Source organism: Bradyrhizobium nitroreducens (genome assembly GCF_002776695.1).
Lineage (GTDB): Bacteria > Pseudomonadota > Alphaproteobacteria > Rhizobiales > Xanthobacteraceae > Bradyrhizobium > Bradyrhizobium nitroreducens.
In genome coordinates this window covers 5909254-5909754 of the sequence record NZ_LFJC01000003.1, presented here as the reverse complement: position 1 = coordinate 5909754, position 501 = coordinate 5909254, and the positions used below count along the sequence as shown (strand labels likewise).

Sequence of the window (501 nt, the reverse complement as noted above, 5' to 3'; positions counted from 1 at the left end):
CCATGTCGTCGGCTGATGTGATCGAGCGCAAGAGCCGGACGTTCTGGCGCCGCCAGCGCGACGCACGCGAATTCCTGCCGGCCGCCCTGGAGATCCTGGAGACGCCGGCCTCGCCCGTCGGGCGCGCGGTCGGCCTCACCATCATCCTGTTCTTTGCGCTAGCGATCGGCTGGGCGACCTTCGGCCATGTCGACATCATCGCGACCGCCACCGGCAAGGTGGTGCCGACCGGCCGCACCAAGACGATCCAGCCGCTGGAGACCGGCATCGTCTCGGCGATCCACGTCCATGACGGCGACAGGGTCACGGCCGGCCAGGTGCTGGTCGAGCTCGACCGCACGGTGACCCAGGCCGAGCGCAAGCGGGTGGGGCAGGATCTCGTCGCGAGCCTGCTCGACGTTGCCCGCCTGTCGGCGCTGCGCCGCAGCTTTGCCGACCTTGCCGCTCCCCACGATCTCGAAGAGCCTGCCGGTGCATCCGAAGTCGAGATCGCACGGGCGA

Annotated in this window: 1 pseudogene; it reads left to right on the top strand. The window is 69.7% G+C overall.

The annotated features are described in order from the left end of the window. Positions 1 to 2: 2 nt before the first annotated feature. A pseudogene (locus TSA1_RS28360) lies at positions 3 to 501 on the top strand (HlyD family type I secretion periplasmic adaptor subunit); the annotation flags it as partial.